22 protein-coding genes are annotated in these 25,685 nt (G+C 59.3%); 9 read left to right on the plus strand and 13 right to left on the minus strand.

What is annotated here, in order from left to right:
• The first annotated feature begins 2 nt into the window (after positions 1-2).
• The 6 genes from emhB to FHW68_RS10530 all read left to right on the plus strand — a co-directional run bounded on the left by emhB (position 3) and on the right by FHW68_RS10530 (position 8,834).
• Positions 3-3,164 carry an efflux RND transporter permease subunit EmhB gene (gene emhB, locus FHW68_RS10505; RefSeq protein ID WP_095632366.1) on the plus strand — a complete coding sequence of 1,054 codons (3,162 nt, stop codon included), beginning with the start codon at positions 3-5 and terminating at the stop codon, positions 3,162-3,164.
• On the plus strand, positions 3,164-4,624 hold the full coding sequence (emhC, locus tag FHW68_RS10510) for an efflux RND transporter outer membrane subunit EmhC (protein ID WP_183680313.1): 1,461 nt from the start codon (positions 3,164-3,166) through the stop codon (positions 4,622-4,624). The genes emhB and emhC overlap by 1 nt, the downstream gene beginning before the upstream one ends.
• 437 nt (positions 4,625-5,061) lie before the next feature.
• A complete protein-coding gene (locus FHW68_RS10515) occupies positions 5,062-6,321 on the plus strand; it encodes an OprD family porin (RefSeq protein ID WP_183680315.1) in 1,260 nt (419 codons plus the stop codon).
• Between the two features lie 200 nt (positions 6,322-6,521).
• Positions 6,522-7,169 carry a hypothetical protein gene (locus FHW68_RS10520; RefSeq protein WP_095632369.1) on the plus strand — a complete coding sequence of 216 codons (648 nt, stop codon included), beginning with the start codon at positions 6,522-6,524 and terminating at the stop codon, positions 7,167-7,169.
• Positions 7,170-7,204: 35 nt separating this feature from the next.
• The gene (locus FHW68_RS10525; protein WP_095632370.1) at positions 7,205-7,966 is read left to right on the plus strand and encodes a DUF3050 domain-containing protein; all 762 of its coding nucleotides are present in this window, start codon (positions 7,205-7,207) and stop codon (positions 7,964-7,966) included.
• A gap of 49 nt (positions 7,967-8,015) precedes the next feature.
• Positions 8,016-8,834: a methyltransferase domain-containing protein gene (locus tag FHW68_RS10530; RefSeq protein WP_183680317.1), complete on the plus strand. Its 819-nt coding sequence runs from the start codon at positions 8,016-8,018 to the stop codon at positions 8,832-8,834.
• A 95-nt stretch (positions 8,835-8,929) separates the two neighbouring features.
• Here FHW68_RS10530 and pcaC read toward each other — a convergent pair whose 3' ends face one another.
• The 10 genes from pcaC to pcaR form a co-directional block, all read right to left on the minus strand.
• Positions 8,930-9,322 carry a 4-carboxymuconolactone decarboxylase gene (gene pcaC, locus FHW68_RS10535; protein WP_017336845.1) on the minus strand — a complete coding sequence of 131 codons (393 nt, stop codon included), beginning with the start codon at positions 9,320-9,322 and terminating at the stop codon, positions 8,930-8,932.
• A gap of 10 nt (positions 9,323-9,332) precedes the next feature.
• Positions 9,333-10,139, minus strand: a complete 807-nt coding sequence (gene pcaD / locus FHW68_RS10540; protein WP_095632372.1) for a 3-oxoadipate enol-lactonase — start codon at positions 10,137-10,139, stop codon at positions 9,333-9,335.
• A gap of 11 nt (positions 10,140-10,150) precedes the next feature.
• On the minus strand, positions 10,151-11,515 hold the full coding sequence (locus FHW68_RS10545; RefSeq protein WP_183680319.1) for a 3-carboxy-cis,cis-muconate cycloisomerase: 1,365 nt from the start codon (positions 11,513-11,515) through the stop codon (positions 10,151-10,153).
• A 245-nt stretch (positions 11,516-11,760) separates the two neighbouring features.
• Positions 11,761-12,327 carry a protocatechuate 3,4-dioxygenase subunit alpha gene (pcaG, locus tag FHW68_RS10550; protein WP_183680321.1) on the minus strand — a complete coding sequence of 189 codons (567 nt, stop codon included), beginning with the start codon at positions 12,325-12,327 and terminating at the stop codon, positions 11,761-11,763.
• A gap of 1 nt (position 12,328) precedes the next feature.
• Positions 12,329-13,033, minus strand: coding sequence for a protocatechuate 3,4-dioxygenase subunit beta (pcaH, locus tag FHW68_RS10555; protein ID WP_095632375.1), 705 nt, complete (start codon positions 13,031-13,033; stop codon positions 12,329-12,331).
• Between the two features lie 37 nt (positions 13,034-13,070).
• Complete coding sequence (gene pcaF / locus FHW68_RS10560; protein ID WP_177409325.1) at positions 13,071-14,276, minus strand: 3-oxoadipyl-CoA thiolase; 1,206 nt, start codon at positions 14,274-14,276, stop codon at positions 13,071-13,073.
• Positions 14,273-15,052: a CoA-transferase subunit beta gene (locus FHW68_RS10565; RefSeq protein WP_095632377.1), complete on the minus strand. Its 780-nt coding sequence runs from the start codon at positions 15,050-15,052 to the stop codon at positions 14,273-14,275. Before FHW68_RS10565 ends, pcaF begins: the two co-directional genes overlap by 4 nt.
• Positions 15,052-15,909, minus strand: coding sequence for a CoA transferase subunit A (locus FHW68_RS10570; RefSeq protein WP_007903838.1), 858 nt, complete (start codon positions 15,907-15,909; stop codon positions 15,052-15,054). The genes FHW68_RS10565 and FHW68_RS10570 overlap by 1 nt, the downstream gene beginning before the upstream one ends.
• Before the next feature lie 284 nt (positions 15,910-16,193).
• The gene (locus FHW68_RS10575; RefSeq protein WP_095632378.1) at positions 16,194-17,540 is read right to left on the minus strand and encodes an MFS transporter; all 1,347 of its coding nucleotides are present in this window, start codon (positions 17,538-17,540) and stop codon (positions 16,194-16,196) included.
• A 288-nt stretch (positions 17,541-17,828) separates the two neighbouring features.
• Positions 17,829-18,671, minus strand: a complete 843-nt coding sequence (gene pcaR / locus FHW68_RS10580; protein WP_095632379.1) for a pca regulon transcriptional regulator PcaR — start codon at positions 18,669-18,671, stop codon at positions 17,829-17,831.
• Positions 18,672-19,337: 666 nt separating this feature from the next.
• Here pcaR and FHW68_RS10585 point away from each other — a divergent pair.
• Together FHW68_RS10585 and FHW68_RS10590 are read left to right on the plus strand one after the other, a co-directional pair.
• On the plus strand, positions 19,338-19,538 hold the full coding sequence (locus tag FHW68_RS10585) for a hypothetical protein (RefSeq protein WP_183680323.1): 201 nt from the start codon (positions 19,338-19,340) through the stop codon (positions 19,536-19,538).
• Between the two features lie 377 nt (positions 19,539-19,915).
• The gene (locus FHW68_RS10590) at positions 19,916-21,391 is read left to right on the plus strand and encodes an inorganic phosphate transporter (RefSeq protein WP_095632380.1); all 1,476 of its coding nucleotides are present in this window, start codon (positions 19,916-19,918) and stop codon (positions 21,389-21,391) included.
• 256 nt (positions 21,392-21,647) lie between these two features.
• Here the strand turns inward: FHW68_RS10590 and ccoM are convergent, their stop codons facing one another.
• The 3 genes from ccoM to FHW68_RS10600 all read right to left on the minus strand — a co-directional run bounded on the left by ccoM (position 21,648) and on the right by FHW68_RS10600 (position 22,515).
• Entirely contained in the window at positions 21,648-21,764 is a 117-nt protein-coding gene (gene ccoM, locus FHW68_RS27430) for a cytochrome c oxidase subunit CcoM (protein ID WP_007906619.1), read from the minus strand.
• Positions 21,765-21,908: 144 nt separating this feature from the next.
• Positions 21,909-22,070, minus strand: coding sequence for a hypothetical protein (locus FHW68_RS10595; RefSeq protein WP_007906621.1), 162 nt, complete (start codon positions 22,068-22,070; stop codon positions 21,909-21,911).
• A 103-nt stretch (positions 22,071-22,173) separates the two neighbouring features.
• Positions 22,174-22,515, minus strand: coding sequence for an aspartate-semialdehyde dehydrogenase (locus FHW68_RS10600; protein ID WP_095632381.1), 342 nt, complete (start codon positions 22,513-22,515; stop codon positions 22,174-22,176).
• A 229-nt stretch (positions 22,516-22,744) separates the two neighbouring features.
• Between FHW68_RS10600 and rapA the strand changes: the two genes are divergently transcribed.
• The gene (rapA, locus tag FHW68_RS10605) at positions 22,745-25,591 is read left to right on the plus strand and encodes an RNA polymerase-associated protein RapA (protein WP_183680325.1); all 2,847 of its coding nucleotides are present in this window, start codon (positions 22,745-22,747) and stop codon (positions 25,589-25,591) included.
• Positions 25,592-25,685 lie beyond the last annotated feature (94 nt).

Below are 25,685 nucleotides of genomic sequence, written 5' to 3' on the forward strand. Positions count from 1 at the left end.
CCATGTCGAAATTTTTTATCGACCGCCCGATTTTCGCCTGGGTGATTGCCCTGGTGATCATGCTGGTCGGGGCTCTATCGATCCTCAAACTGCCGATCAACCAATACCCGAGCATTGCCCCTCCAGCCATTGCGATTTCCGTGACCTACCCGGGCGCGTCTGCACAAACCGTGCAGGACACCGTGGTGCAGGTGATCGAGCAACAGCTCAACGGTATCGATAACCTGCGTTATGTCTCCTCGGAAAGTAACTCCGACGGCAACATGACCATTACCGCGACCTTCGAGCAGGGCACCAACTCCGATACCGCGCAGGTTCAGGTCCAGAACAAGCTGAACCTGGCCACCCCGCTGCTGCCACAAGAAGTGCAGCAACAGGGCATCCGCGTGACCAAGTCGGTGAAAAACTTCCTGTTGGTCATCGGCGTGGTGTCGCGCGACGGCAGCATGACCAAGGACGACCTGTCCAACTACATCGTGTCGAACATGCAGGACCCGATTTCGCGCACGGCCGGTGTCGGTGACTTCCAGGTCTTCGGTGCCCAGTACGCGATGCGGATCTGGCTGGACCCGGCCAAGTTGAACAACTTCAACCTGACTCCGGTAGACGTGAAAACCGCCATCGCGGCGCAGAACGTCCAAGTCTCGTCCGGTCAACTCGGCGGCTTGCCTGCCCTGCCCGGCCAGCAACTGAACGCGACGATCATCGGCAAGACCCGTCTGCAGACCGCCGAGCAGTTCAAGGCGATTCTGTTGAAGGTCAACAAGGACGGCTCGCAAGTACGTGTCGGCGACGTTGCGGAAGTCGGTCTGGGTGGCGAAAACTACTCGGTCAGCGCCCAGTTCAACGGCGCCCCGGCTTCCGGTCTGGCGGTGAAACTGGCCAACGGCGCCAACGCCCTCGACACCGCAAAAGCCCTGCGCAATACCATCGACACCCTCAAGCCGTTCTTCCCGGAAGGGATGGAAGTGGTGTTCCCGTACGACACCACCCCGGTGGTGACCGAGTCGATCAAGGGTGTGGTTGAAACCCTGGTCGAAGCGATCGTGCTGGTGTTCCTGGTGATGTTCCTGTTCCTGCAAAACTTCCGCGCCACCGTCATCACCACGATGACCGTGCCGGTGGTATTGCTGGGTACGTTCGGGATCCTCGCGGCGTTCGGCTTCAGCATCAACACCCTGACCATGTTCGGTATGGTGTTGGCCATTGGCTTGCTGGTGGACGATGCCATCGTCGTGGTGGAAAACGTCGAACGGGTCATGAGCGAAGAAGGCCTGTCACCCAAGGAGGCCACCAAGAAATCCATGGGGCAGATCCAGGGTGCCCTGGTCGGTATTGCCCTGGTGCTATCGGCGGTACTGCTGCCGATGGCGTTCTTCAGTGGTTCCACCGGTGTAATCTACAAGCAGTTCTCGATCACTATCGTTTCGGCCATGGCCTTGTCGGTACTGGTGGCGTTGATCTTCACCCCGGCGCTTTGCGCAACCATGCTCAAGGCGATACCGAAAGGTGAGCACGGCACGCCGAAACGCGGCTTCTTCGGCTGGTTCAACCGCAGTTTCGACCGTGGCGTCAAAAGCTACGAGCGCAGCGTGGGCAATATACTCACGCACAAGGCTCCCTACCTGCTGGCGTACCTGATCATTGTGGTCGGCATGATCTGGCTGTTCACCCGTATTCCAACGGCGTTCCTGCCCGAAGAAGACCAGGGCGTACTGTTTGCACAAGTGCAAACCCCGGCCGGTTCCAGCTCCCAGCGCACGCAAGTGGTCGTGGACGAAATGCGCGAATTCCTGCTGCGTCCAAGCTCGGAGGGCGGTGAAGGCGATGCCGTGGCCTCGGTGTTTACCGTGACCGGCTTCAACTTCGCCGGCCGAGGCCAGAGTTCGGGCATGGCGTTCATCATGCTCAAGCCATGGGAAGAACGTAACGCCGACAACAGCGTGTTCAAACTCGCGGCCCGTGCCCAGCAGCACTTCTTTACCTTCCGTGATGCGATGGTATTTGCCTTCGCGCCACCGGCGGTACTGGAGCTGGGTAACGCCACCGGTTTCGACGTGTTCCTTCAGGACCGCGCCGGTATCGGTCACGAGAAACTGATGGAAGCCCGTAACCAGTTCCTCGGCATGGCAGCGCAAAGCAAAGTCCTGTCGCAGGTCCGTCCTAACGGCCTGAACGACGAGCCGCAATACCAGCTGGAAATCGACGATGAGAAAGCCAGCGCCCTGGGCGTGACCCTCACCGACATCAACAACACCCTGTCGATTGCCCTGGGCAGTAGCTATGTGAACGACTTCATCGACCGTGGTCGCGTGAAGAAGGTTTACATCCAGGGCTTGCCTGGTGCTCGCATGAGCCCCGAGGACCTGAAGAAGTGGTACGTGCGCAACAGCGCCGGCACCATGGTCCCGTTCTCGTCGTTCGCCAAGGGTGAGTGGATCTACGGTTCGCCGAAACTGGCCCGTTACAACGGCGTGGAAGCGATGGAAATCCTCGGTGCCCCGGCGCCAGGCTATTCCACTGGTGAAGCGATGGCCGAAGTCGAAGCCCTGGCCAGGAAACTGCCGGCCGGTGTCGGTATTTCCTGGACTGGCTTGTCGTACGAAGAGCGTCTGTCCGGTTCGCAAGCGCCCGCGTTGTACGCCTTGTCGTTGCTGATGGTATTCCTGTGTCTGGCGGCGCTGTATGAAAGCTGGTCGATCCCGATCGCGGTGATGCTGGTGGTACCGCTGGGGATTATCGGTGCGCTGATGGCCACCAGCATGCGTGGCCTGTCCAACGACGTGTACTTCCAGGTGGGGCTGTTGACCACGATCGGTCTGGCGGCGAAAAACGCCATTCTGATCGTCGAGTTCGCCAAGGAACTGCATGAGCAAGGACGCAGCCTGCGCGATGCTGCGATCGAAGCCTGCCGGATGCGACTGCGACCGATCATCATGACCTCGCTCGCGTTCGTGCTCGGTGTGGTTCCGCTGGCCATTTCCACGGGCGCCGGCTCGGGTAGCCAGCATGCGATCGGTACCGGTGTGATTGGCGGTATGATCACAGCGACTGTGCTGGCGATCTTCTGGGTCCCCTTGTTCTTTGTCACCGTGTCGTCCATGGGCCAGCGCAAAGTCGCCGACCAGGATGACGCCATTGAACCATCTAAAGAGGCTGGCTAATGAGCAAGTCGCTACTCTCCATCGCAGTCGCGGCCTTCGTGCTGAGCGGCTGCTCGCTGATACCCGATTATCAGCAGCCTGAAGCTCCGGTGGCGGGCCAATACCCGCAAGGCCCGGCGTATTCGCCGGCCCAGGCGCCTGGCCAGGCTGCGGCCGAACAAGGCTGGAAACAGTTCTTCCACGACCCGGCGCTGCAACAGCTGATTCAGACCGCACTGGAGAACAACCGCGACCTGCGTGTCGCGGCGCTGAACATCGACGCTTATGCGGCTCAATACCGCATTCAGCGTGCCGATCTGTACCCGGCCGTTTCGGCCACCGGTAGCGGCAGCCGTCAGCGAGTTCCGGAGCGGGCCTCGCAAACCGGCGAAGCGAACATCAGCAGTTCCTATTCTGCCACCGTCGGCATCAGCGCCTATGAACTCGACCTGTTCGGTCGAGTGCGTAGCCTGAGCGAAGAAGCCTTGCAGAAATACTTCGCCACTGAAGAAGCACGCCGCAGCACGCAAATCAGCCTGGTGGCCAGTGTGGCCAATGCCTACCTGACCTGGCAGGCTGATAAAGAGCTGTTGAAACTGACCCAGGAAACCCTCAGCGCCTACGAGGAGAGTTACAAGCTCACCTCGCGCAGCAACGAAGTGGGTGTCGCCTCGGCGCTGGATCTGGCCCAGTCGCGTACCTCGGTGGAAAACGCCCGCGCGCAACTGGCCAAATACACCCGTCAGGTCGCCCAGGATGAAAACAGCCTGGTGCTGCTGCTCGGCACCGGTATCCCGGCCAATCTGCAAGCGGCCAAGCCACTGTCGGACGACGTGCTGAGCGAAGTGCCGGCCGGACTGCCGTCGGACTTGCTGCAACGTCGTCCGGACATCCTTCAGGCCGAGTACAACCTCAAGGCTGCCAACGCCAATATCGGCGCGGCACGGGCTGCGTTCTTCCCGAGCATCAGCCTGACCGCCAATGCCGGCTCCCTGAGCCCGGACCTGTCCGGTCTGTTCAAGGGTGGTTCGGGCACCTGGTTGTTCCAGCCGCAAATCAACCTGCCGATCTTCAATGCCGGCAGCCTGCGCGCCAGCCTGGATTACTCCAAAATCCAGAAAGACATCGGCGTGGCCAACTACGAGAAATCCATTCAGACGGCCTTCCAGGAAGTCGCCGACGGCCTGGCCGCTCGCCAGACCTACACCGAGCAGTTGCAGGCTCAGCGTGACTTCGTCAGCGCCAACCAGGACTACTACCGTCTGGCCGAGCGTCGCTACCGTATCGGTGTCGACAGCAACCTGACCTTCCTCGATGCCCAGCGCCAGCTGTTCAGTGCCCAACAAGCGCTGATCACCGACCGTCTGGCGCAGCTGACCAGCGCAGTCAATCTGTATAAAGCGTTGGGTGGTGGCTGGAATGAACAGACGGCGAAGAACGAGCCGTTGAAAGAAGAAGCGCCGAAGATGAAGTTGTTCTGATAGCGCGGTAAAAACACGAAGCCCACCGATTGGTGGGCTTTTTGTTGGCGGCGGGAAAAGGTGCATTAGCCGACAGGCCCCTTCGCGGGCAAGCCCGCTCCCACAGGTTCAGCGGGCTCACAGAATTTGTGTTCGATACGGACCCTGTGGGAGCGGGCTTGCCCGCGATGGGGCCGGTCCCGACACTACAAAACCACGATCAATCTTATGTTCGATAATCGCCCAAAACCCGCCCTCGCCGATTGAACCGTTCAGTTCCTTTCCCTCACCATCTGTCGCACAAAACCAATAACAACAGGTTCGACACCATGTCCCCGCGCCCTGCCCTGTCCGGCTGACTTCGCCCCCGTTTTTCTGAATTCGACATCTTATGTCTGCAACCCGAACGTTGCGGCACCGCCCCGTTTCATCCCCAAGAATTAGAGAGACCCCAGCCCATGCCCCCTTTCACCGCGCAGTATTTCGTTCCCAGCCTGATCGCCATCGCATTGGCCACTGCGGCTCTGCCCGCCATGGCCGAGGAAGCCGGTTTTGTCGAAGGTGCCAAGGTCAACCTGAACCTGCGTAATTTCTACATCAACCGTAATTTCACCAACCCGACCAAAAGCCAGGGCAAGGCTGAAGAGTGGACGCAAAGCTTCATCCTCGATGCCAAATCCGGGTTCACCCAAGGCACCGTCGGATTTGGCATGGACGTGTTGGGTTTGTATTCGGTGAAGCTCGACGGCGGCAAAGGCACCGGTGGTACGCAGTTGTTGCCGCTGGACCACGATGGTCGCCCGGCAGACAATTTCGGTCGAACCAACGTGGCGTTCAAGGCCAGGCTGTCGCACACCGAAGCGAAGGTCGGCGAATGGATGCCGGTGCTGCCGATCCTGCGTTCGGACGATGGTCGCTCGCTGCCGCAAACGTTCCGGGGTGGCCAGATCACCTCGAAGGAAATCGACGGCCTGACCCTTTACGGCGGCCAGTTCCGCGCCAACAGCCCGCGCGATGACAGCAGCATGAATGACATGTCAATGAGCGGTAAAACGGCGTTCACCTCAGACCGCTTCAACTTTCAGGGTGGGGAATATGCCTTCAATGGCACACGCACCCAGATCGGCGTGTGGAACGCTGAACTCAAGGACATCTACAGCCAGCAATACGTCAACCTGACCCATACCCAACCGCTGGGCGACTGGACATTTGGCGCCAATCTGGGGTTTTTCTACGGCAAGGATGACGGCAGCGCCCGGGCCGGCGAGCTGGACAACAAGACCTGGTCGGGCCTGTTCTCGGCCAAATATGGCGGCAACACGTTCTACGTCGGCTTGCAAAAACTGACCGGTGACAGCGCCTGGATGCGGGTCAACGGCACCAGCGGCGGCACGCTGGCCAACGACAGCTATAACGCCAGCTACGACAACGCGAAGGAAAAATCCTGGCAATTGCGCCACGACTACAACTTCGCCGCCCTCGGCGTGCCGGGCCTGACGTTGATGAACCGCTACATCAGCGGCGACAACGTACACACCGCAACCACCAGCGATGGCAAGGAATGGGGCCGCGAAAGCGAACTGGCCTATACCGTGCAGAGCGGCACCCTCAAAAACCTCAATCTCAAATGGCGCAATTCAACCATCCGTCGCGACTTCAGCAACAACGAATTCGACGAGAACCGGTTGATTGTCAGCTACCCGATCAATTTGTTGTGAGGCGTTCATCAGGTTCCTCCTGAATCAGCGAAATAAGCCGCAAGGAAGCGGTTGCCGAGTCGTTATAACAAAATGAAAGTCATTTTATTATCAAAGCAACTTAACGCCTGTTAGTTCTGCCAGTAGACGCCTGCGCCTTGGACTTCTAGAGTCTGACCTTCGAAGTATCCAACGGCTTTTAACCATGGAAGGTAGACACTATGAACTGGTGGCAGATCGATTTATTGATTATGGCTTCTTATGGATTAGTCCATTCTTGCCTGACCACAAAACCGGCAATGAATCTATATGAAAAAATATTTCCCGCCTGGAGCTGGAATATCGGCATGTGTGTATTTTCTGCGGCCACGCTGATTCTGGGCATTCTTTATTGGCAACCGTCCGGGCACTATATTTATGTATTGATACCGGGCAGCCCACTGTTTCATTTCGCCGCATTATCGATGGTCACGCTGTTGGGCCTGACCATTTACTGTTTCCGGTATACCTCGACATTTTGGCAATGGCTCGGCGCTCACCAGCTAATTGCCCGTCTTAGAGGAAGAAAATCTCCCGAGCCCTATCGGCTGCATATTCAAGGCATCAAACGTTACATCCGTTTTCCCCATCATACGTTCTTGATGTTCTTTTTCTGGGCCCACCCGATCATGACGTACGACACCCTGCTCTTTTCAGTCGGTGCGACGATCTATATGTACATAGGCACGTGGCACATGGACAAACGTCTTGAAGCAATATTTGGCGATGAATGGCGGATCTACAAGAAAGATACCGGCCTCATGCTGCCGTCACCCAAAGCATGGTCACGGCTCTTTACAGATATTCGCCAGCAACAAGACGCTATCTGAGAGTGGCTCAGATAATTTCATGCAGGGATGCAATCATGTTTGAAACAGAACTCGAACCCTATCAATACCGGCTGGCCCAACATCCACTGTATGCGGCCATTCGTTCAATCGAACACGTCAGGTTATTCATGAGTCGCCATGTCTTTGCAGTCTGGGACTTCATGAGCCTGGCCAAACGACTGCAACGTGACCTCACCTGCACGCAAATTCCATGGATGCCGGTACAGCATGCCGACTGCGCTCGTCTGATCAATGAAATCATTACTGGCGAAGAATCGGATATCGATCTGAATGGCCACCCAGCCAGTCATTTCCATTTGTACCTGGATGCAATGGCGGAAGTCAGTGCGCCCACCGAGCGAATCGAGATGTTCATGCATCAATTCGCCCACTCTTTTTCGCTACCGCAGGCCCTGACTCAGGCTCGTGTTCCGGCGTACGTCCAGACGTTTGTCAGACACACCCTTAAAACGGCCCGCAAGGCATCCACTGCAGAAGTGGCCAGCAGTTTTCTTTTTGGCCGCGAAGACCCGATACCCGACATGTTTCAGACATTGTTGAACAATTGGGGGATCACCCAAAGTCAGGCCCCCAAGTTTATTCATTACCTGAATCGACACATTGAAGTGGACAGCGGCGACCATGGCCCTGGGGCGCAAAAAATGCTGTCCCGATTGATCACGACGCCCGACCTGCGGGAAAAAGCGTTGAGCGCCGCCATCGAGGCTATCGAACACCGCATCAGGCTTTGGAACGGCATCTATCGCGACATAAAAAAGTCGGACAGAGGTGGGTAAGAATCCGCAGCGATAGTTGGTCAGCCTCATGGACACAGAGGACTTCCTCATGCTCACACGACGAGAGCCAATGGCTCCCGAGAATACCCATTGGGACGCCAAGGCCTACCAGCAATTCTTCCGCCTTCGACAACGCCCTGTTAATGAGTTACTCAACCGGGTTGAACTGAAAAAGCCCAAGTATATTTACGACTTGGGTTGCGGCACCGGTATCGCGACTCAACTGCTGGCAAAGCGTTGGCCCCGAGCCCGTTTGCAGGGCATCGACAGTTCCGGACAAATGCTGCAGGAAGCCCGGTGCCTGCCCATCAAGGCGCTGTGGAAGCAATGTGATCTGCTCGACTGGGCGCCGGCACACTCGGCCGATCTGCTGTTCGCTGCCGCCGTATTGCACTTCATCAGCGACCATGAACAACTGCTGCCGCGCCTTCTTCGCCTGCTCAACCCTGGCGGTTGTCTGGCGGCGCACATGCCCGACTGGCGAGATGCGCCGTGGTACCAATTGATGCTCGACACACTCCAAGATGCCGGTCCCGGCCACACCGCCTTGGGCACCGCGCAACTGCGTCAGGCCATGGCGGCGAGACCGTTGTTGTCGCTGGAAGGCTATTACCGTTTGCTGACGCCACTCACGCAAAAACTGGAGATCTGGGAGACCGAGGAATTACAGGTGGTCGAGGGACGTTCGCCAATCTACGATTGGGTCAAGGTTTCAGCCCTGCGACCGGTATTGATGGCGTTGAATGATGATGAAAAGGCACGCTTTCTGTACCACTACCTGATGCGCGTGCATGCGCATTACCCGCCGGAGAGCGACGGGCTTACGTTGTTTCCCTTCAAGCGGATCTTTATCGTTGCGACGGTGTGATTGCACACAGGGCGTTGATCAAGATCGACCACCGCCATCGCGAGCCTGCTCGCGATGGCGGTTAACAGGGTGCAACCTGATGCAAGGGTGGACAGTTACTCCCGCGACTCAACCCCCAACTCATCCCACACCGATTCAGCCAGGTGGAAGGTCGCATTGGCCGCCGGGATGCCGCAGTAGATTGCGCTCTGCATGATCACTTCCTTGATCTCGCCACGGGTCACGCCGTTGTTGGCGGCGGCGCGCAGGTGCAGTTTGAGTTCCTCGTTGCGGTTCATGCCGATCAGCATGGCGAGGGTGATCAGGCTGCGGGTATGACGCGGCAGGCCGGGGCGGGTCCAGATGTCGCCCCAGGCGTGGCGGGTGATCATCTCCTGGAACTCCGAGTTGAACTCGGTCAGTGCATTCAGGCTGCGGTCGACATGGGCATCGCCCAGTACAGCGCGGCGAACGTTCAGGCCCTCGTCATAACGTTGTTTCTCGTCCACAACCATCCCCTTAATGAGCTGACAAAAACGCCAGTACCCGGTCGCTGAACGCAGCGCCAGCCTGGACGTTGGACAGGTGCGCGGCGTTGAATTCGGCGTACTCGGCACCCTGCACACGTTCCTGAATGAAATGCCCGCCGGACGGCGGCGTCACCGCGTCTTCAGTGCCGGCGATCACCAGCAGCGGCACCTTGATCGAAGACAACTGATCGCGCAAATCGGCATCACGTACCGCCGCGCAATTGGCCGCGTAACCTTCAGGCGACGTTGCCGCGAGCATGTCGGTAATCCGCTTCACCACCGCCGGATTGGCCTCGGCAAAATCCGCGGTGAACCACCGCGCAATCGACGCATCACGCAATGCGACCATGGCCGCTGCACCGTCACGCAACACGGTTTCGATCCGTGGATTCCACACCGACGGGTCGCCGATTTTCGCCGCGGTGTTGCACACGATCAGTTTGTTCAAACGCTGACCGGCATTGATCCCCAGCCATTGACCGATCAACCCGCCCATGGACAAACCACAGAAATGCGCGCGTTCGATGTGCAGCGCATCCAGCAGCGCCAACACGTCGCGGCCCAATTGCTCGATGCTGTACGGCCCCGGCGTCACCAATGATTGACCATGACCACGGGTGTCGAAACGCAGCACGCGAAAGTGTTCGCTGAACGCCGGGATCTGCGCATCCCACATGTGCAGGTCGGTGCCCAGTGAGTTGGACAGCACCAACACCGGCGCATCCGCCGGTCCATCGAGTTGCGGCCCTTGAATTTGGTAGTGCAGTTCGCCCTCGGCGAGTTGTACGAATGCCACGGCAGTCTCCTTCAAGCTATCAACGCAAAATGTTCAGCCGTCGCTCGCTCGACCCAGGTATGGGCCTGACCGAGGTAATGGGCGGGGTCCAGCAGATGATCGAGTTCGGCGTCCGACAGCTGCGCAGTCACTTGCGGTTCGTCGCCAAGTACCGCGCGCAGATGACGTTGCTCGGCCACTGCGCGCTTGCAGCATTGCTCCAGCAGATGGTGCGCAGTGTCGCGACCCACCCTTTGCGCCAGCACGATGCTCACGGCTTCGGCCAGCACCAGGCCCTGGGTCAGGTCGAGGTTGCGCGTCATGCGGTCGGCGTCCACTTCCAGTCCGTCGGCCACCAATAGCGCTTGCTGCAGGCTGCCTGACACCAAACAGCAGATCTCGGGCAGGGTTTCCCATTCGGCATGCCACAGCCCCAGGCTGCGTTCATGTTCCTGCGGCATCGCGCTGAACAACGTCGAAAGCAAGCCAGGCACCCGCGTCGCCGCGCCGATCAGCACCGCCGCGCCCACCGGGTTGCGCTTGTGCGGCATGGTCGAGGAACCGCCCTTGCCCGGTGCCGACGGTTCAAACACTTCGCCGGCCTCGGTCTGCATCAACAGGCTGATATCGCGACCGAGTTTGCCGAGGCTGCCGGCGATCAGTCCAAGCACCGCGCCAAACTCCACCAGACGATCACGCTGGGTGTGCCAGGGTTGATCCGGCACGGTCAGTTGCAGTTCTGCGGCCAAGGCTTGGGCAATTGGCATGGCCTGTTCGCCAAGGGCCGCGAGGGTGCCGGAGGCGCCGCCGAATTGCAGCACCAGCAAGCGCGGTTTGAGTTCCCGCAGACGCTGACGGCTGCGCGTCACCGCCCCCAGCCAACCGGCGATTTTCATGCCGAGGGTGACCGGCGTTGCGTGTTGCAGCCAAGTGCGTCCGGCCATGGGTGTGGCGACGTAACGCCTGGCCTGGGTCGCGAGGGTTTCCCCCAGTTGCGCCAGATCAGCTTCGATCAATTCCAGCGCCCGGCGCAGTTGCAGCACCAGGCCGGTGTCCATTACATCCTGGCTGGTCGCGCCCAGATGCACGTAACGCTCGGCTTCGGCATCGTTCTTCGCGATCTGCTTGCCCAACGCCTTGATCAGTGGAATCGCCGAATTGCCCGCCGTGGCAATCGCCTCACCCAGCGCGGCGAAGTCGTAATGCTCGGCCCGACAGGCCGCTTCGATAGACGCCACAGCCGTCTGCGGAATCAGCCCAACCCGCGCCTCGGCCCGAGCCAGTGCCGCTTCGAAATCAAGCATGGCCTGAATCCGGCCCCGATCGCAGAACACTTCACGCATGTCGTGTGTCGTGAAGTAGGCATCGAACAATTGATTGCCCGGTCGCTGGTTCATAAACAGTCCTTGCAGGCGTGGGGCCGGTCAGGCCGACGCGTAGAAATCAAAGGTCGTGGTGCAAATACTTCGCCGACACGTATCAGTGAACATTTCGAGTCCAGACAGGCATTGCAATATCCCGTTCCATGCTATCCCTGTGGGAGCGGGCTTGCCCGCGATGACTGATTCACATCCAACATTAATGTTGACTGACCCAACGCTATCGCGGGCAAGCCACGCTCCCACAGGTTTGCGGCTTTCACTCAATAATCGAAGAACACCGTCTCGGCATCCGTCCCCTGCAAAACCACATTCCACTGATAAACACCCGCAGCATCCCGCTTCGCCAGCAAGGTGCTGCGCCGCTCGGCTGGCACACATTCCAGTAACGGGTCCGCCACGTTGGCCGGTTCGCCATCAAAGTAAATCCGCGTCAGCAAATGCTTGACCAACCCGCGAGCAAACACCAGCACCACCAAATGTGGCGCCTGGGTCGTGCCTTTCAAGCCTTCCACGGAGCCTGGTTTGATCGTGGTAAAGCGGAAGCGCCCTTGCGCATCCACCGGCACCCGGCCAAACCCTTCGAAATTCGGGTCCAGGGGTTTGTCCTGATCGTCTTCGGGGTGGTCGTACTTGCCGGCCGCATTGGCCTGCCAGACTTCGAGCATCGCATCGTTGACGAAGTCACCATTGCCATCGACGACTTGCCCGGTGATCGCCACGCGTTCGCCGAGTGTCTGCGCAACGGTCAGGTCTTCGCGATTCAGCCAGGTCAGGCCAATGTGGTAATACGGCCCGACGGTGTGGGACGTGGTTGCGTTCAGCGTCATCTTATTTCTCCATCGGCGTGGCTTCGCGGCCGCGCAAGACGATGTCCCAACGATAACCGAGGGCGTAGGAAGGGATGGTTTTTTCCAGGTCGAAACGGGCGATCAGGCGCTCTTTGGCGCTGGTATCGGGCACGCAGTTGTAGATGGGGTCGTAGGCCAGCAACGGGTCGCCCGGGAAATACATCTGGGTCACCAGACGCGTGAGAATACTCGGCCCAAACAGTGAGAAATGGATGTGCGCCGGGCGCCAGGCGTTGTGATGGTTACCCCACGGATAGGCGCCAGGCTTGATGGTCTGGAACTGATACCAGCCATCGGCGTCGGTCACGGTGCGGCCGGTGCCGGTAAAGTTGGGGTCCAGCGGTGCGTCGTGCAGGTCGCGCGCATGGTTGTAGCGACCGGCGGCGTTGGCCTGCCAGATCTCCACCAGAATGCCTGGCACCGGCAGACCGTTTTCATCCAGCACACGGCCGTGAATGATGATCCGTTCACCCAGTGGTTCGCCCGAGTGCTGGGCAGTCAGGTCATTGTCCTGCTCCTGGATGCGCTCGGCGCCGATAGTCGGCCCGGTGATTTCCGACAGCGAATGAGGCAAAAACACCAACGGTTTGGACGGCGAGCGCAGGTTGGTGGATTGATAAGGAGGGTGCAGGTATTCCGGCTGAGTGCCCGCCTGTGGGCGACGGTAACCAGGTTTGTCAGTCATTGCGCTTTCCTCAATTCTTGTTAGTTACTGCTGGGTGTCAGACCCGTTCGATCGCCAAGGCCAGACCCTGGCCGACACCGACGCACATGGTCGCCAGTCCCTTCTTGCCACCGGTTTTTTCCAGCTGATGCAGCGCGGTCAGTACCAGTCGTGCACCGCTCATACCCAACGGATGACCCAAGGCAATGGCGCCACCGTTCGGGTTGACCTGGGCGGCGTCATCCGCCAGCCCCAGCTCACGCAACACCGCCAAGCCTTGGCTGGCGAACGCTTCGTTGAGTTCGATCACATCGAAATCGCTGACCGCCAGGCCCAGGCGCTCGGTCAATTTGCGCACTGCTGGCACCGGGCCGATGCCCATCACCCGAGGTGCAACGCCGGCGCTGGACATGCCGAGCACTTTGGCGCGAGCGGTCAGGCCGTGCTTTTCAACTGCTTCGGCCGAGGCCAGAATCAACGCCGCCGCACCGTCGTTCACCCCGGAGGCATTGCCAGCGGTGACGGTTTTGTCCGGGCCATTGACCGGTTTGAGTTTGGCCAGGGTTTGCAGCGTGGTGTCGGCGCGAGGATGCTCATCCTGATTGACGACACTTTCACCCTTCTTGTGGGCAATGCGCACTTCAACAATTTCTTCGGCGAAAAATCCGGCGGCTTGCGCGGCGGCTGTCCGCTGCTGACTGCGCAGTGCGAAAGCGTCCTGATCCTCGCGGGAAATTTCGTAATCGTCAGCCACGTTGTCGGCGGTCTGCGGCATCGCATCCACGCCGTATTGGGCTTTCATCAACGGGTTGATGAAACGCCAGCCGATGGTGGTGTCTTCCAGCTTCATGTTGCGCGAAAACGCCGCATCCGCCTTGCCCATCACGAACGGTGCGCGGGACATCGACTCGACGCCGCCGGCAATTGCCAACTCCATCTCGCCACTGGCGATGGCGCGGAACGCGGTGCCGATCGCATCCATGCCTGAGGCGCAGAGGCGATTGAGGGTCACGCCCGGAATGGTTTCCGGCAGGCCCGCCAGCAGCAACGCCATGCGCGCCACGTTGCGGTTGTCTTCGCCAGCCTGGTTGGCGCAACCGAGGAACACCTCGTCCACCGCGCTCCAGTCCACCGAGGGGTTGCGCGCCATCAACGCCTTGATCGGCACGGCAGCCAGATCATCGGCGCGAACCGCTGACAGGCCGCCGCCGAAACGGCCGATGGGGGTGCGAATGGCGTCGCAGATATAAACGTCACGCATCAGGCTTCTCCAGGTGCTTGGCCGTGGGCGGCTGCGGTGCGGGCTTCCAGATCCCTGAGCGCCTTGAGTTCGACTTCGGTCGGCTCGGCGGTGTTTTCAACATGTTCTGCAAAACGAACAGCCCAACCGGTAGCCGCGGTCACTTGCTCCCGAGTCACGCCCGGGTGCAGCGCAGTGACGACGAATTCATGGGTGCCGGCTTCCGGTTCCATGATGCACAGGTCGGTAATGATGCCGACCGGTCCAGCGCCCGGCAGGCCGAGACGCTTGCGCGAATCACCGCCCTCGCCATGGCCGACCGAGGTGATGAAGTCGAGCTTGTCGACAAAGGAGCGCGCCGACTGCTTGAGGATGATCAATACGCTCTTGGCGGAACCGGCGATTTCCGGCGCGCCACCGGCGCCTGGCAAGCGAACTTTCGGCTGATGGTAGTCGCCCACCACGGTGGTATTGATGTTGCCGAAGCGATCGACTTGCGCGGCGCCGAGGAAACCGACGTCGATGCGCCCGCCCTGCAACCAGTAGCGAAAGATCTCACCGGTCGGGACGACAGTGTCGGCGGTTTCCGCCAGCTCACCGTCACCGATCGACAACGGCAGTACGCTGGGCTTGGCACCGATCGGCCCCGATTCATAGATCAGGACGACATCTGGCGAGGAAGTCAGACGTGCCAGGTTGGCGGCTTTCGACGGCAGGCCGATGCCGACGAAGCATACCGAACCGTTTTTCAGACGACGGGCGGCAGCGACGGTCATCATTTCATTAGTGGTGTAAGTCATTACTTGGCCTCCGAAGCAGCGGCCAGTTTGGCCTGGAACTCGCTGAAGTCAGCGCAGCCATGGATGTACTCGTTGATCCATGCGGTGAAGGTTTCACGGTCACGGGCAATCGGGTCCCAGGCTTGATAGAAGCGGTTGTCGCGTTCGGTGTAACCGTGGGCGTAGGACGGATGCGCGCCACCTGGCACATGGCAGACCGCGCTCAAGGCCCAGGTCGGCAGCACGCAAGCGTTCATCGGTGCATTGAGGTCGTCGACGATTTCCTCGACAGTGACGATGCAGCGCTTGGCGGCCAGTGCGGCTTCTTTCTGCACGCCGAGAATGCCCCAGAGCAGTACGTTGCCTTTGCGATCGGCTTTCTGCGCGTGAATCACGGTGATGTCCGGGCGCACCGACGGTACCGCCGCCAGCACTTCGCCGGTGAACGGGCACGTGACGGTTTTGATCAGCGGGTTGACCTTTGGCAGGTCGGAGCCAGCGTAAGCACGCAACACCGCGAAGGGTAAGCCCGAAGCGCCCGCGACGTAGGCATTGGCCAGGTCGGCGTGGCTGTGTTCTTCGATTTCCAGCGCATGCGGCCACTGCCTTTCGACCGCGTCACGCAGACGGTGCAGAGAACCCACGCCCGGGTTCCCCCCCCAGGAGAAAATCAGCTTGCGAGCACAACCGGCACCGATCAACTGGTCGTAGATCAAGTCGGGCGTCATCCGCACCAGGGTCAGGTCTTTCTTGCCCTGGCGGATGATTTCGTGACCCGCCGCCGTAGGAATCAGGTGAGTAAAGCCTTCGAGCGCGACGGTATCGCCGTCGTTGACGAACTGCTTTACCGCGTCATGCAGCGAAAGGATTTCAGCCATGGGGCAGGCTCCCGTTTTGTTATGAACCGACAGTGGTAGAAAAAGGCGCGAGGTTCGGCGCCGGAATGACTGAAGGTTAAGCCCCTGAAAAACGCTAAACAATCCGATAATCGACTGAGTGTTCGTTTATCGAACAGATTGTTACTTCCCTACCGATTTCCTTTGCCGATCGTTCCCACGCTCCGCGCGGGAATGCAGCCCGGGACGCTCCGCGTCCCAGAAGCGGACGCAGAGCGTCCGTTGAGGCATTCCCACGCGGAGCGGGGAACGATCATCACCTGACCTCAGGTCGCATCCGCATGGCTGACCATGCCCTTGATCACCACCGCCGTGGTCGCCAATGCGGCCGGAATCACCAGCGCCGTCAGCACCTGTTCGAAATTCCAGCCCAGGCCCAACAACGTTGCGCCCATCCAGGCACCCAGGATCGCGCCAAAGCGGCCAATCCCGAGCATCCACGACACTCCTGTCGCCCGGCCTTGAGTCGGGTAGAACCGCGCCGCCAGCGACGGCATCGCCGATTGCGCCCCGTTGACACACATCCCGGCCACCAGGACCAGGGTCGCCAGCAATGTGATGTTGCCCAGGCTCTGCCCTACCGCGTAGGCAAACACCCCGGCGAACAAGTAGAAAATGCCGATGACCTTGTGCGGATTGAACCGGTCCATCGCCCAGCCCACACCCACTGCGCTCAACACCCCACCGAACTGGAACAGCGCACCAATGAACGCCGCCTGCTCCATGCTCGCGCCGCTGTCACGCATCAGTGTCGGCAACCAACTGGTCAACAGGTAAACAATCACCAGGCCCATGAAGTACGTCAGCCACAGCAACAACGTGCCGGTGCTGTAGGTGCCGGAGAAGATCACCGCAAACACATTGCGCGCCTTCACGGTTTTCTGTTCCGGCACGCTGAAGCTCGAAGCCTGAGCCACCACCGTCGGGTCGATCGGCGCCAAGGCCTTGCGCACCTTGTCCGTGCCACGATTGCGCACCACCAGATAGCGCGCCGATTCCGGCAACCAGAACAGCAAGACGACAGCGAGGATCAACGGCAGAATCCCGCCGATCATCAACAGACTGTGCCAGCCGAAGGCCGGGATCAGCTTGGCCGAGATGAACCCGCCCCCGGCCATGCCAAGGTTGAAGCCGCAGAACATGCTGGTCACCAGCAGGGATTTTTTGCGCTCCGGTGTGTATTCGGACAGCAGCGTGGTGGCGTTCGGCATGCCGGCGCCCAGGCCCAGGCCGGTGAGGAATCGCAGTACCAGCAATTGGTCGACGTTGGTGCTATAGGCCGACGCCAGGCTGAAACCGCCGAACACCAACACCGCGCCCACCAATACGACTTTTCGCCCGAAGCGGTCAGCTAATGGGCCGGAACCCAAAGCGCCGAAGACCATCCCGATCAACGCCGCGCTCATTACCGGGCCGAGACTGGCGCGATCGATGCCCCAGTCCTGAGACAGTGCCGGCGCGATAAAACCCATGGCCGCGGTGTCGAGGCCATCGAGGAAAACAATCAGGAAACATAAAATCACCACCCGCCATTGGTAGCGCGAAATGGGTTGAGTGTTGATGAAGGACTGCACATCGAGGCAGTTTCCTACAGCAGACTGAGGCTGGTTCATTATTTTTATTCCACGCAAAGACGCAGTCGAACAGGTGTCAGCCGGGGCTGACGCTATGACAGGAAAGGAGGTCGGAATCAGGCAATCCGGTTTCGGCAGCTAAACCGATGGGAACAGCGACGGTCGGAAAACGTGCGCATGATGGTGCCTCTTCTCATTATTATTGGGGGCATGATCCGGCGATCGGGCTTAAGGCCAACAGTGCCGGATGACGCTGCCGCGACATTAATGATCCGAGGGAAAGAGCGTCAATTCGATAAACGCGACTCTGTGCGTTTATCGAACAGCTTAGGCAAAGAGCTGCGCGCTCAGGTCACGACTGGCGCTTAGCAGGCCGGGCAAGAAACGTTGCTCCAGCTCGTTGCGACTGACCCGGCCGGCGTGGGTGCTGACGTTCAAGGCCGCCACCACTTGGCCAGAAGCGTCGTACACAGGAACGGCAATTGAGCGCAGGCCCTGCTCCAACTCCTGATCAACAATGCACCAACCTTGTTGCCGTACCTCTTGCAGGCATTCGAGCAACGCCTGGGGCGTATGCAAGGTGCGACTGGTCTTGGCCTGCAGCTCGGCATGGTCGAGGTATTCACGCAGTGACGTATCGTCCAGCGCGGCGAGAAGAATCCGGCCCATGGACGTGCAATAAGCCGGCAGTCGTCCGCCCACCGAAAGGTCGACGGAAATCAGCCGCTGGGTGGTCGCCGAGCGCGCAATGTACAAAATGTCATCGCCCTCCAGCGTGGCCATGTTGCAGGCCTCATGCAATTGCTCGCTCATGCGGTCCAGATAAGGCTGGGCAGAAACCGCCAAGGGCGTCGACGACAAATAGGCGTGGCCCAGGGTCAGTACTTTGGGCAGTAGCGAATAGGTACGCCCATCGGTGGTGGCGTAACCGAGCTTGATCAGCGTATGCAGGCAACGTCGCACAGCGGCGCGGGGAATTTCGGTGCGATGGCTGATCTGCGCAATGGTCAGGTGCCGCTTGCGTTCCTGGAACGCTTGCACCACCGCCAGGCCACGGGCCAAAGAGGTCATGAAATCCGGGTCACCGGTCAGCGCCTGGATTCGCTTGGCGGGCGAGGCAACGATCGGCGGTGCCACTGAAGCGAAGGAATTGCGCATTTGATCGTTCATATAGTTGTTTCCCACACGAATCAGCGACTATTACAAGCGGCTCCCGGTCTGCCACACAAGCCTACGGCCGCCAAGATTGGGCGATTATCGAACCATGGATCGATAATCGCAATCCATGGTTGCTGAGTGTGGGCCCTGCTGCTTTCAGTCTCGGTGCAATACGTTTGTTATTTTCAGTCGCGTTTTAAAGAAGCACCCGTGTACTAATTCGTTCGGCTTAATGACGCCAGAAAGTCACCGCGGTAACTGGCATCACGGCACTGTAGTTGCCGGTAAAAGTTTGCGAGTAACAAAACAATCACACACGAGGAACTACTTTTAACTCCCAAGAGATAGTGTTCTTCGGATCGACCGCTATAATGCATCTCAACGGCGATCGGTTTTTTACGTGCCGATTTCGCCAACCGGCAGCGCAATATCCATTGCCGCTGTCCGCAGCAAGCGCCTGACGCTCATTTCATATGCTCCGCCAACGCGCTCGCTGAAACAGGAGACTGATGCTACGTCAGCTGTTTTTCTCTGGTGCCGTGGCCGCCTGCAACAAGGACGAATTGATTGCTCCGAGGGAACGATGCCGAGTCAGGCATTGTCCCTTCAACGAACGCGGTCAATAAATCGATGCAGCGCGTTTCACCAGAATTAATCTCAACTCAATCAGGTAGCACTGTGACGAAAGACGAACTGCGCGCGGAACTTGAGCGCCAGGAACAACGTTACAAGGAAGTTTACGGCGGGGAAGTCACCACCTACGCCGCTCAGCCCGAACCCGAACGCAAACCCTGGCGTAAACGCGCCACCGTTCAGGACCAGGCCTTCTCTCAGGAATTGCAGAAGATGGAAAAGGAACTCAAATCCGAAGAGCCATGACTGCTTGGGTTTGAATTCTTTCAAGAGCCTGCATCTACACCTGTTAAAAGCGGGTTGTATCGATGATGCTTTTCGCGCCCGCTACAAGCGGGCGGCGGTCCCCTCATCCATTGGATGAGGTAAATGGCTCCTGTCCGACCTTCTTCTCAGATATTTCACACACGCGTTCAAGCCTCTCGCCCTGCCGGGAGAAACCCTTGTGGCTACGGCCTTTGCAAGTCAATTCAATGACTTGTAAAACCCCGAAAAAACCTGGGGCCCGAGGGATTGCTACAAATTAATTCGTTGAAGAATGTAACCGATGAGCAGCTAGTGCATCGATTACCCATCTTTTCTGGCATAATCGCGCCCCCTTACGACCGGGTCAGAAAACCTTCATGATCGATTTATTCAGCGGACTGGATGCTTGGGTGCTTGTGAGCCTCTTCCTCGCCCTGGCTTTTGTCCTCGCCTTCGAGTTCATCAACGGCTTTCATGACACCGCAAACGCGGTGGCCACTGTTATCTACACCAAAGCCATGCCGCCTCATCTGGCGGTGTTCTTTTCCGGTGTGTTCAACTTCCTCGGCGTGCTGCTGGGCGGTGTGGGCGTGGCGTATGCCATCGTCCATTTGCTGCCGGTAGAACTGCTGATCAATGTGAATACCGGTCACGGACTGGCCATGGTGTTCTCGTTGCTCGCCGCCGCCATCACCTGGAACCTGGGCACCTGGTACTTCGGTATCCCCGCCTCCAGCTCGCATACGTTGATCGGTTCGATCCTCGGTGTCGGCCTGGCCAACGCCCTGATCAACGATATTCCGTTGGCCGATGGCGTGAACTGGCAGAAAGCGATTGATATCGGTGCCTCCCTGGTGTTCTCGCCAATGGCCGGTTTCCTGATCGCCGCCCTGGTGCTGATCAGTCTTAAATGGTGGCGTCCGCTGTCCAAGATGCACAAGACACCGGAACAGCGCCGCAAGATCGACGACAAGAAACACCCACCATTCTGGAACCGTCTGGTGCTGGTGATTTCGGCGATGGCCGTCAGCTTCGTGCATGGCTCGAACGATGGCCAGAAAGGTATCGGCCTGATCATGCTGGTGCTGATCGGTATCGTACCGGCACAGTTCGTTCTCGACCTGAACAGCACCACCTATCAGATCGAACGTACTCGCGATGCGACCCTGCACCTGAGCCAGTTCTACGAGCGCAACCGCGAATCCCTGGGTGAGTTCCTGGCACTGGGCAAAAGCGTGAAAGGCGATCTGCCGGAGAAATTCCGTTGCAACCCGCAACAGACCGAACCGACCATTTCAGCGCTGCTTGGCACCCTTAAAGGTGTAGCCGACTACCATTCGTTGCCGTCGGAAAGCCGTATCGAAGTACGTCGCTACCTGCTCTGCCTGGACGACACTGCGAAGAAAGTCGCCAAGCTGCCAGGCCTCGCTGCCCGTGAAAAAGCCGACCTGGACAAACTGCGCAAAGACCTGACCACCACCACCGAATATGCCCCGTTCTGGGTGATTCTGGCGGTCGCACTGGCCCTCGGCCTGGGTACCATGGTCGGCTGGAAACGCGTGGTCCTGACCATCGGCGAGAAAATCGGCAAGCAAGGCATGACCTACGCCCAAGGCATGTCGGCGCAGATCACCACAGCGTGCATGATCGGCGCGGCGAACATCTTCAGCCTGCCGGTTTCCACTACCCACGTCCTGTCTTCAGGTGTGGCCGGCACCATGGTCGCGAACAAAAGCGGCCTGCAAGGTGGCACCGTCAGAACCATCCTGCTGGCCTGGGTCCTGACCCTGCCAGCCACCGTGGCATTGTCGGCCGGCCTGTTCTGGCTGGCGTCGAAGGCTCTGGCTAGCTGATACACAGCGGCATAAAAAAAGGCGCGTTCCGTGAGGTTCGCGCCTTTTTTATTGCCCGCATTTCGGTATTAGATCGTTCCCACGCTCTGCATGGGAATGCAGCCCGGGACGCTCCGCGTCCCTTTCGAGAGCTGGAACGCGGAGCGTCCCTTGAGGCATTCCCACGCAGAGCGTGGGAACGATCGAACTGCGGACAAAAAAAAGGGCGACCGAAGTCGCCCAAAATGCCTTGCGTGCTCATTGCTCCAGAAAGACCCTACGGTTTTTTCCGCTTGTGCGAATCCTTCCAGATAAAAAATCCAAACCCTGCAAAAAACAGAACCATGAGGCCGACAGTCAGCACTCCGGCGATCACCACGTTGTCAAAAAACATGACTGGCCTCCTGCACTTGCCCTGTTGCGATGGCGCTAAGTTAACCAATCAGGCAGGAGAGAAAATTGACCGGGATCAATGCCGCCCTACAAGGGCGTAAAAGGAAGGGGAATAACTGACCTGCATCAATCGATGCAGGGTGTTTCAACGCTTTTTCGGTTTGTTCTTCGGCTTTTTCTTCGCTTTGCCCAACGGCATCGCCTGCTCGAACGCCTGGCGCACTTCGTTCAAGCGCTTTTCATTAAGGTCATGAACCCGCTTGGCGCGTTCGGTATTGAGGTCAATCAGCTTGTCATCTTGGCTCATGGCGTTCAGTGCATCGCTTGGAAATGAATTCAACTGCCGATAAAGGCGACAGGATTACGCCAATAATGCGGTCTGGCGAGTGCGCTGACCAGTAATCCGGCATTCAGATTTCGATATCGACCCACAACCCCTGACGCGGCTGATCCTCCATCAACGGCACCACCGGTACGGTGTTGTCGGCATTGAGCTCATTACCGGGAATCGCCAGGTGCTCTTCAGGATCTTCATCAGCCTCACGACGGCGACGCTCCCGTTCCTGTTGCCGACGCTGTTCCTCGCGCAGCTGCAGGCCTGCCTCCTCCGGATCGCGCTTTTGCAGGTCGATGGTGCTTTCGTTGGAGCTTTCCTGCACCGGCACCACGGGCGGGATATCCGGGCGCTGGCGAACCGGATCCTGCTGTGACGTGATCGGTACGGCGCTCAAGGGAAGCATCGGTGGCAGCATATTATTAATCTCCTGTCAGCAAGCTGTCGGCTGCCGCAATGGCGACTTGAGCCATCGGTCACAAACTTGTGATCAGCCTGGCACCGCAGGAGCTGGCGCAGCCTGCGATCTTTTGATCTTCAGCGTCTGAAAAGTTCGCATCCTCCGTCGGCGCGCGCATGTAATCCTTTGGCCCTGAAGGCTCATTCCGTTAAGATAGCCCGCTTTTTCAAGGTGGGAGTCAGGCAGCATGGCGCAGCAGTATCAACCGGGGCAACGCTGGATCAGTGACAGCGAAGCCGAGCTGGGTTTGGGCACCGTTCTGGCACAGGACGGCCGCTTGTTGACCGTGCTCTATCCGGCCACTGGCGACACTCGCCAGTACGCGCTAAGGAATGCGCCCCTCACCCGCGTGCGGTTTTCGCCGGGTGACAGCATCACTCACTTCGAAGGCTGGAAACTGACCGTCCAGGAAGTCGACGATGTCGATGGCCTGCTGGTCTACCACGGCCTCAACGCGCAGAACGAAGTGGTCACCCTGCCGGAAACCCAACTGTCGAATTTCATTCAATTCCGTCTGGCCAGTGACCGTCTGTTCGCCGGCCAGATCGATCCGCTGGCCTGGTTCTCCCTGCGTTATCACACCCTGGAACATACCAGCCGCCAGTTGCAATCCGCCCTTTGGGGCTTGGGTGGCGCGCGTGCGCAACCGATCGCGCACCAGTTGCACATTGCCCGTGAAGTCGCCGACCGCATTGCGCCGCGGGTTCTGCTGGCAGACGAAGTGGGCCTGGGCAAAACCATCGAGGCCGGTCTGGTGATTCATCGCCAACTGCTCTCGGGCCGCGCCAGTCGCGTATTGATCCTGGTGCCGGAAAACCTCCAGCACCAATGGCTGGTGGAGATGCGCCGCCGCTTCAACCTGCAAGTCGCGCTGTTCGACGAAGAACGCTTCATCGAAAGCGATGCCGCCAACCCGTTCGAAGACACCCAGCTCGCACTGGTTGCGCTCGAATGGCTGGTAGATGACGAGAAAGCCCAGGACGCGTTGTTCGCCGCCGGCTGGGATTTGCTGGTGGTCGACGAAGCGCACCACCTGGTGTGGCATGAAGACCAGGTCAGCCCTCAGTATTCGCTGGTGGAGCAACTGGCCGAAGTCATTCCTGGTGTGTTGCTGCTGACCGCGACCCCGGAACAACTGGGTCAGGACAGTCACTTTGCGCGTTTGCGCCTGCTCGATCCGAACCGTTTCCATGACTTGCACGCCTTCCGCGCCGAGAGCGAAAACTATCGCCCGGTGGCCGAAGCCGTTCAGGAGCTGCTGGACAAGGGGCGCCTGTCGCCTGAAGCGCACAAGACCATCCACGGTTTCCTCGGCAACGAAGGCGAAGCCCTGCTAGCCGCCGTCAACGATGGCGATACCGAAGCCAGCGCCCGTCTGGTCCGCGAATTGCTGGACCGTCACGGCACCGGCCGTGTGCTGTTCCGTAATACCCGCGCCGCCGTGCAGGGCTTCCCGGAGCGCAAACTGCACCCGTACCCGCTGCCCTGCCCGGCCGAATACCTCGAACTACCATTGGGCGATCATGCCGAGCTGTACCCGGAAGTCAGCTTCCAGGCCCAGCCGGACGCCAACGAAGAAGAGCGCTGGTGGAAATTCGACCCACGTGTCGAGTGGCTGATCGACACCCTGAAAATGCTCAAGCGCACCAAAGTGCTGGTGATCTGCGCCCATGCCGAAACCGCCATGGACCTGGAAGACGCCCTGCGCGTGCGTTCCGGCATTCCGGCCACGGTCTTCCACGAAGGCATGAACATCCTCGAGCGTGACCGCGCCGCCGCCTACTTCGCCGACGAAGAATTCGGTGCTCAGGTGCTGATCTGCTCGGAAATCGGCAGTGAAGGTCGCAACTTCCAGTTCTCGCACCATCTGGTGCTGTTCGATCTGCCGTCGCACCCGGACCTGCTGGAGCAGCGTATCGGTCGTCTCGACCGGATCGGTCAGAAACACATCATCGAACTGCACGTGCCGTACCTGGAGACCAGTCCGCAAGAGCGGCTGTACCAGTGGTACCACGAAGCGCTGAACGCATTCCTCAATACCTGCCCGACCGGCAACGCCTTGCAGCATCAGTTCGGCCCGCGCCTGTTGCCGCTGCTGGAAACCGCCGATGACGGCGAGTGGCAAGCGCTGATCGACGAAGCCCGCGCCGAACGCGAGCGTCTGGAAGCTGAACTGCACACCGGTCGCGACCGCTTGCTGGAGCTCAATTCCGGCGGCGCCGGCGAAGGTGAAGCGCTGGTCGAGGCCATCCTCGAACAAGACGATCAGTTCGCCTTGCCGATCTATATGGAAACCCTGTTCGACGCTTTTGGCATCGACAGCGAAGACCATTCGGAAAACGCACTGATCCTCAAGCCAAGCGAAAAAATGCTCGACGCCAGCTTCCCGTTGGGCGACGACGAAGGCGTGACCATCACCTATGACCGCAACCAGGCGCTGTCTCGCGAAGACATGCAATTCATCACCTGGGAACACCCGATGGTTCAAGGCGGCATGGACCTGGTCCTGTCCGGCTCGATGGGCAACACCGCCGTGGCACTGATCAAGAACAAGGCGCTGAAACCGGGCACCGTGTTGCTGGAACTGCTCTACGTCAGTGAAGTGGTTGCCCCGCGCTCGCTGCAGTTGGGCCGTTACCTGCCACCGGCGGCCTTGCGCTGCCTGCTCGACGCCAACGGCAACGATCTGTCGACGCGAGTGTCGTTCGAAACCCTGAACGATCAACTGGAAAGCGTACCCCGCGCCAGCGCCAACAAGTTCATCCAGGCCCAGCGCGACCAGCTGACGCCACGGATCAACGCCGGCGAAGAGAAAATCACCCCGCGTCATGCCGAGCGCGTGGCCGAGGCGCAACGTCGCCTGGCGGCGGATACCGACGAAGAACTGGCACGCCTGACCGCCTTGCAAGCGATCAACCCGACCGTGCGCGACAGCGAACTGGTTGCCCTGCGCAAACAACGTGAGCAAGGCCTGGCCATGCTCGACAAAGCGGCGCTGCGACTGGAAGCGATTCGGGTGTTGGTGGCGGGTTAATCCCCCTACTCCACCGCTGGAACAAGAAGGCCCGCAGCGATGCGGGCCTTTTTGCTTTCTGAAGATCTGTGGTGAAACAACCGCCGCCAAGATC

The organism is Pseudomonas sp. Tn43, from assembly GCF_014192635.1.
Classification (GTDB): Bacteria; Pseudomonadota; Gammaproteobacteria; order Pseudomonadales; family Pseudomonadaceae; genus Aquipseudomonas.